Source organism: Brasilonema sp. UFV-L1 (assembly GCF_012912105.1).
In the GTDB taxonomy this organism is placed as follows: domain Bacteria; phylum Cyanobacteriota; class Cyanobacteriia; order Cyanobacteriales; family Nostocaceae; genus Brasilonema.
Genome location: NZ_QMEA01000227.1, coordinates 1 through 6,787, shown reverse-complemented (window position 1 = coordinate 6,787; position 6,787 = coordinate 1). Strand labels below are relative to the sequence as shown.

The window sequence follows — 6,787 nt, the reverse complement described above, 5'->3', positions numbered from 1 at the left end:
ATTGGACTCAACCGAGAACCGCTATATTTCAGGAGCAATTTGCTGAATCAAACGCACCTTGTCAACTGTTGAAAGCTGCAATGCTTGCTTGAGAACTTCCTGTAAACTCATAACTTTTTCCCTGCTTCACCCTTCGGGTTCGCAGTCGCCTGCGGAGGGAAACCCTCCCGCAGCGCTGTCTCACCTGCAAATCAAGAAACGGGAGCAACCAATGTGCCTACTAAACAAGCTCGCTCCAAACTCACTCCGCTTAAATTAGCACCATCTAATTCAGCACACAATAAATTCGCACCCGTCAAATTAGCACCCGCAAGATTTGTCCCCCGCAAGTCAGCTTCCTCCAAATTCGCCTCACTCAACAACGCGCCTTGCAAATCTGCACGGCTCAAGTCTGCACCTTTGAGATTTGCTCCAGTCAAGTTCGCGCCTCGTAAGTCAGCACCTCGCAAGTCAACACCTTGCAAGTTGACATTCATCAAATTAGCACCACTCAAGAAAGCACCTCCAAGCGATACTTCACTCAGTCTTGCTCCCATTAAATTAGCACCGCGCAAATTCCCACCTCGCAAGTCAGCACCTGTCAAATCTGCTTGCATCAAATTAGCTCCCATGAGGTTTGCTCGCAAGTCAGTTTCTACAAGATTAGCTCCCATCAAATTTGCACCTTCTAAATGTCCTCCTTCAAGTTTGGAACCTGTAAAAATTGTACCGACAAGGTGAGCACCCGCAAGATTGACGCGACTTAAATCAACGTTTGATAAATCTTCGTCTTCTAAATTTGCTCCTGGCAGATGTTTGAGTTTTCCTAATTGAATTTCTTCAATGTTCATCTTCTTCGCGCTCTTCGCGTCTTTGTGGTTCGTAAAAAGTAAGAGTATCGCATTGCCATTAAAACATTTAGTGAGCACTGCTTATCCTACGACCTCATCTGCTCACCAATTTTGCTCTCGCTATCTAGTCTACTATTGAGTAACCACATACTCGTGCTAGCTTTGGGTGTCATTAAGGGTACGTCGAGTCCCTGTTGTAAACCCATGACTAATAAAGTTAGTGTATCTACAAGTTTCGGGTCAAAGCGATACGATTGTTGTAGTCTACATTCTTCTAAGGCTTGAGCAAATATCTCCTCGCGACTGAATTGAGAGTTTTTTTTCTGATTCAGCCGCCACTGGAAATCCGCGACTAATGCTAGAATTCTTGACTCCAAGGGAATTTCATCCCCTGTTAACCCTGCTGGTTCACCTGTACCATCCCACCGTTCGGTTTGATGTGTAATAATTTGGGCGATCGCCCGCAGTCGTGGCATTGTTCGCAAGACTTGTGCTCCTGGTACCAAAGGACAAGTCAAACGACAACTGGGTGCATCTTCTTGATAGCGGGTGGAAGTTCCTGGAGAAAGAATGCTTTCTGCTCTTTGCAGTGGATCTATACGATGCAGCAAAGCTGCAAGACGAAGACGTTTCATCTGCCATGCGGGAAGATCCAAAAGTTGCCCGATTGTTTCTGCTAGCGCTACCACTTCTGCTGCTGCCATTGGATTGGTAATATCAGCAGCATCAATAATTTGCGCCATCCGCAAAAATGCTTGGATTTCGTTGGAAACCAAGTTACCATCCAAGGCTTGGTGGCGAGTTGCTGTAGGAACAGAGATATTGATTTGTCCTGTCTGGAGGTAATCTACTACCCGTGAAACAACTGCACTTAAATCTTCTGGTGTGGCAAGGCGTGGCTGAATTACGTCTTTATGAGCAATAAGTTTTTTCGCTAGTTCGCAGTTGTATTGTTCAATGTGAGAAATTGCTAATTCTGCTGTTTCTTTGACTAACTCAGGTTCAAATGTCCACAAGCCGTAAAATTTCCGCTCTACATCTGATGCAGGTACTCCAGAAGAGCCGTAATCAGCTTCTGATATTTCTTGACAAATGACCATCGCTGTGTATACAGGCGATAAGATGATTAAATGCCATTCCTGCGCCACAGGATCTGCTGGTTCTAATGGTACTAGGTTGACATTAGGTATCTGGCTTGTGGGATGTTCTGCGAAGCGTGCATCTGGAGAAGCCATAATCACAACTTGGCAGGATTTTTTCGCAATATCTGCATATCTTTCGGCTTCTTGCAAATACCATTTCCCTTGTTGGAAGGCTGTGATCACAAAAGGTGTGCTGTCTTCAGTTAAAATGTGGTCTTCCAGAGCATGACACAGGGAAACTAGGGTATTTTTGTAGTAAACGCCGTATTGAATTGGTCTTTTACTATGGCGATGAGCTGCTTCTAGCTTTTGTAAAATAGAGCCTTCTAACATAAGTTTAATGAAACGTAGACGCGCAGCGGCTTCCCGCAGGGTACCGCAAAGACGCGAAGGACGCAAAGGAAGGAGAGTTTTTTAGCCTGGCTAACGCGAGATTTTGTTTGTGTTGTGGTAAGCTGAGCGTCTGTGGACTAACAGTTACGACAGACTCACCAGTTGTTTTTCTTTCACAGAAATCGGTGCGGAAAGTGCTTCTTCTAAATCAGCACAACCGACTCTTTCTTCTAAGATTTTCATGACTTCGCGTCCGAAGTCGTTGGGGTTTTGTCGCCATGCTTGTAAGCAAACTTCGCCAAAGAAGGAACCGAGAGGTTCGGGGTTCCAAAGCATTTTCTGGACAGTCCAAGGTGTAATGTTCATTGGATCATACCCTGGTTTAAGAATATTTTCTTTGAAAGCGTATTCTTCGAGATGGGTATGGGGTTGTAAACCGATGAAGAAAATCGCTGGTTCGACTTTATCCGCACCGAAGATGCGTTCGAGTTCACGGTGGTAGGCGATGGTTTGGCGGATGGTTTCGGGACGTTCGTCAATGACGTTAAATGAGTAGTTGACGGAAACTAAGTCGTTGAATCCAGCAGCTTTTAAATCACGACAGTTTTGTAAGACTGTTCGCAGGTTGTAACCCATCCGCATCTTACGAACAAGTTCTTGAGAACCACTAGTGATACCAATTTCAAAGTAGTTCATCCCAGTTTTCGCCATCAAGTCACACAACTCTGGTGTGAGGTTGTCAGCTCTAATGTAAGCTGCCCAATGAATATCTGTCATGCCAGAATCGATGATTTTCTGTAACAGTTCCTCAGCATCATCGATAAATTTTCGCGCTGGGATAAATTGGGCGTCGGTAAACCAGAAGTTGCGAATGCCGCGATCATACAATTGTCGCATCTCAGCAACAACTTCGTCAGCTGGGTTGATGCGTACTTGTTTGCCTTCTACAACTGTGTAAACGCAATAACAGCAGTTGTGGGGACAACCACGCTTAGTTTGTACACCTATATAAAAGTCTTGTTCTTGCAGGTAATAGTTAAATTCCGCCCAGATGCTTTCGATATAGTTGTAATCGCAAGCTGATTTTTCTAGAGGAGTGGGTTGTTCGTGAATCAGGCGATCGCGTGGTTTTTCTTCTCCCACCACATAACACCTTTCATCGCGAAATTCTTGTCCGCTTAAAAGTTTTGTCAGCAGGGTTTCGCCTTCTCCCACGGAGACAATCGTTCCCTTGGGTAAGCTTTTACCCACTTGCTCGTAAAAGACACTGACAGCACCACCACCGACTATAACTTGAGCATCCCGGTTATAACGTTTAGCGCGTTTAATCCCCCGTTTCACTAAGCCCAAATTCCGCCACAACTCACCGTAGTATCCCGACGCAATCCGCAATAAACCAATAGCCCCCTTTATCTTGAGTAATGGATTGCGGGAGTAGAAAAACTCGAAGGAATACTGTAATGGGTTACCACCACGTCCACCCACTGGAGCATAAATTTGGATATCCCGCCACGAATACACTAGTAGTGTGGGCTTGAATTCATCGATACACTGATCCAGCGCAGAAGCATAATCTAAAGGTGGTACCGTTCCCAAATCAAAAATTCGCTGTTCAATTGTGGGAAACAGCTTGTGTACATGATCTGCAAGATAAACAACCCCTATAGGAAATATGGGATTACAAGGAAGGCGAACATAGAGAATTCGATTGTCCATCACAGGTGTTTCTACTTTCATTTTGCTGTTTTCAAGGCAAAACCAGAGCAATCTTTTTTAAACAAGTGTTTATTTTGTTTTTTGTCCTATATCTTAATATTACTTGACATTTACACAGATTATTGACTGACCTACTCTCTATCATTTGAGAAAAGTAAAAATAGCCAAACGCATTCCGCCCTCAGATATATATTCTGGTGAGGGGAGATCTGATCAAAATTCTCTATATATATAGCTTTACAATAACACTGACTTTGTTTGCAAAACCATGATCCACGTATCTTATTTGTGGTTTAGAAGATGATGAAAGACACGTGAATAACGCTTTTTATGATTTTTTTGTGAATTAGGGAACATTATATTTGTATGAGCATAATGTACAATTGCGTAAAAGGCATAGATTTTTACAAATTTTTCATATACCCGCATATCTGAAGACAGAAATAGTGTAGAAAATGTCAGTTGGTAGTCGGGGTTACAGCAGTCGGGGATCAGGCAATGCTAGGTTGACTGGTGTAATATAAAATAGTGGCGTAAAGATCCTCAGCAGTTATGGCTCAAATATTAGATCCTGTACCACCTGAGCAATCAGGTAATGTTTTCTGCTGCTACGTGAATGCCACAAGTAAAATACAGGTGGCTCGCATCTCAAATATTCCCAACTGGTACTTTGAACGGGTTGTTTTTCCTGGACAAAGGCTAGTGTTTGAAGCTCCCAGAGAAGCTCAACTTGAGATTCACACGGGCATGATGGCAAGTGCAATTTTATCCGATAAAATTCCGTGCGCTCGTCTTGCAATTACTGAATTTAGCAGTGATGGGTTTGATACAAACTCAGAACCAGCAATCGACTCTATCAATAACAAACCAATTGTGCAGATAAATACAACAACCAGAGATTTTATAAAATCCTTACAAGTCGCTGGTTTAGTATCGGTTGATTAAAAAAACAATTTTACTTAGTAAGGGGGTTGCTGAACTCAGCAACCCTCTTTTGTTTTGTGATGAGTCACTCCACTTTCTCATCTACAATGTCTACTATGAATTTACCTTCTTTTCTTTGGTTGTGGAGAATAGCAGCATGGTCTATGGGTTTATCGCTACTAGCTTATTTGTTACTAGCGATCACAGGTGTTTGGATATTTCGTACCAGAAGACTACACCAAGAACAACCTAGCTGGCTGCATTCCTTTCACTATATGATTGGCAGTTGCATGGTCAGTTTAGTGCTGCTTTTGTTACTCATTGGTATTATTGGCACTTTAGGTCACTTTGGTTCTTTAGGACACTCATCACATTTAATTGCTGGTTTGACAGCAGTCATACTGGTTTTGGTGTCTGCTGGAAGTGCATTACTTATTCATCCTAGACGACCTTGGGCGAGACGTATCCACATCAGTGCTAATATTGTCCTGTTTTTTGGGTTTGTTTGGGTATCGTTAACAGGCTGGAGTGTGGTACAAAAGTATCTACCATAATCAGTAACAAATGACACGACAGCCTCACGATCAGTTTGCCAAGCAATGTCTGGAAGAATTACTCTCACCTTTGGGAAAAGTTGAAGTCAGTCGCGAAGTCGTGGATGAAGTTCGACAAGTAGATATTTTATTTTTCCGCTCCATTTTTACTAACATTCGTTAACAAAAACTTCCTGTTTCAACCGAGACTGTCGGCAGCACCTCGTCCACAGGCAGACACGAGCAAGCTGCTCGCGTATTTCGATATGTTTATCGCCGCGTTCAAATCGCGGTCGATTTCAAAACCACATGAATAGCAGTGATAAATTCGCTCCCTTAGACTAAGCAAATCTTTCACGTTGCCACAGCAAGAACAGGTTTTGCTGCTGGGTGCAAATCGATCAATAACGACTAACCTACTGTCGTTAAGCTTACACTTGTATTCCAACTGACGGCGAAACTCGTAAAATCCCATATCTCCTATCGCTTTAGCCAAGCAACGATTAGCCATCATGCCAGACACGTTCAAGTCTTCAATCCCTATTACTGCGTGGTTTTTGCTTAAATAAGTGGTGACTTTATGAAGAACGTCACGACGAATATTGGCAATTCGTCTATGTGCTTTAGCTAGGAGTAACGCTGCTTTATTCCAATTGGCTGAGCCTTTGATTTTACGGCTAAGATTACGTTGTAGCCGTTTTAATCTACGTTGTGCTTGACGATACGATTTTACGCCATCGAACACAACACCTGTGGATAGTGTTGCTAAGGTTTTGATACCTAGATCGACGCCGACAATATCGTAAACTTTTGGTGTTTGCTCAACAGGAACATCAATTTTAAACGAAATAAACCATCTATCTGCTTGGCGGCTTAGGGTACACGACTTAGGTTCTACACCCTGTGGTAATCTCTCGAAGGTTTTCAGCCATCCAATCACCGGAACTTTGACCCGCTTGTGGTCAACGTGAATTGAACCATCAAGAGTAAAAGAGTCATGTCTTCCTTTCTTCTTGAACTTTGGGAATCCCTTGACTTTCTTAAAAAAAGATTTAAATGCATCGCTCAAATGACGTAACGCATATTGAGGAGAACATTTACTAACTTCGTAATACCAAGGGTTTTCCGGCTTAATTGAAGCCACTAACCACTTGTGTAAGTCAATCGAAGAAGGAAATTTAATCTTGTCGTTAGGATTGGCACGGTTATGTGCTAATACCTGTTGACACAAAGCAAGACCTTGATTCCAAGCATGACGCGCTACACCAGCGTGTTTTGCCAGTATTGAAATCAGTGACAGAAAGTATTA

At 42.9% G+C, this 6,787-nt stretch carries 7 protein-coding genes; 3 read left to right on the top strand and 4 right to left on the bottom strand.

Translation table 11 applies throughout. The features are described from left to right. Window positions 1-191: 191 nt before the first annotated feature. The 3 genes from DP117_RS32965 to DP117_RS32955 form a co-directional block, all read right to left on the bottom strand. A complete protein-coding gene (locus DP117_RS32965; RefSeq protein WP_169222378.1) occupies window positions 192-830 on the bottom strand; it encodes a pentapeptide repeat-containing protein in 639 nt (212 codons plus the stop codon). An 86-nt stretch (window positions 831-916) separates the two neighbouring features. After that, window positions 917-2,305 (bottom strand): DICT sensory domain-containing protein, encoded by a 1,389-nt coding sequence (locus tag DP117_RS32960; RefSeq protein WP_169222377.1) that lies wholly within the window; start codon window positions 2,303-2,305, stop codon window positions 917-919. A gap of 144 nt (window positions 2,306-2,449) precedes the next feature. Then, window positions 2,450-4,042: a photosystem II high light acclimation radical SAM protein gene (locus DP117_RS32955; protein WP_169222376.1), complete on the bottom strand. Its 1,593-nt coding sequence runs from the start codon at window positions 4,040-4,042 to the stop codon at window positions 2,450-2,452. 531 nt (window positions 4,043-4,573) lie between these two features. On the opposite strand from DP117_RS32955, the gene DP117_RS32950 reads away from it, so the two are divergent. From DP117_RS32950 to DP117_RS32940, 3 genes are all read left to right on the top strand, one after another. Beyond that, on the top strand, window positions 4,574-4,966 hold the full coding sequence (locus DP117_RS32950) for a DUF1830 domain-containing protein (protein WP_169222375.1): 393 nt from the start codon (window positions 4,574-4,576) through the stop codon (window positions 4,964-4,966). Between the two features lie 95 nt (window positions 4,967-5,061). Then, window positions 5,062-5,499: a DUF4079 domain-containing protein gene (locus tag DP117_RS32945; protein ID WP_169222374.1), complete on the top strand. Its 438-nt coding sequence runs from the start codon at window positions 5,062-5,064 to the stop codon at window positions 5,497-5,499. Window positions 5,500-5,509: 10 nt separating this feature from the next. Then, window positions 5,510-5,662: a hypothetical protein gene (locus DP117_RS32940; RefSeq protein WP_169222373.1), complete on the top strand. Its 153-nt coding sequence runs from the start codon at window positions 5,510-5,512 to the stop codon at window positions 5,660-5,662. A gap of 15 nt (window positions 5,663-5,677) precedes the next feature. Here the strand turns inward: DP117_RS32940 and DP117_RS32935 are convergent, their stop codons facing one another. Further along, window positions 5,678-6,778 (bottom strand): RNA-guided endonuclease TnpB family protein, encoded by a 1,101-nt coding sequence (locus DP117_RS32935; RefSeq protein WP_169222379.1) that lies wholly within the window; start codon window positions 6,776-6,778, stop codon window positions 5,678-5,680. Between the last annotated feature and the right edge of the window lie 9 nt (window positions 6,779-6,787).

What these genes read in the sequence shown, in the direction of transcription:
- DP117_RS32965 (WP_169222378.1), bottom strand. Translation starts at nt 830, where the DNA reads ATGAACATTGAAGAAATTCAATTAGGAAAACTCAAACATCTGCCAGGA.
- DP117_RS32960 (WP_169222377.1), bottom strand. Translation starts at nt 2,305, where the DNA reads ATGTTAGAAGGCTCTATTTTACAAAAGCTAGAAGCAGCTCATCGCCAT.
- DP117_RS32955 (WP_169222376.1), bottom strand. Translation starts at nt 4,042, where the DNA reads ATGAAAGTAGAAACACCTGTGATGGACAATCGAATTCTCTATGTTCGC.
- DP117_RS32950 (WP_169222375.1), top strand. Translation starts at nt 4,574, where the DNA reads ATGGCTCAAATATTAGATCCTGTACCACCTGAGCAATCAGGTAATGTT.
- DP117_RS32945 (WP_169222374.1), top strand. Translation starts at nt 5,062, where the DNA reads ATGAATTTACCTTCTTTTCTTTGGTTGTGGAGAATAGCAGCATGGTCT.
- DP117_RS32940 (WP_169222373.1), top strand. Translation starts at nt 5,510, where the DNA reads ATGACACGACAGCCTCACGATCAGTTTGCCAAGCAATGTCTGGAAGAA.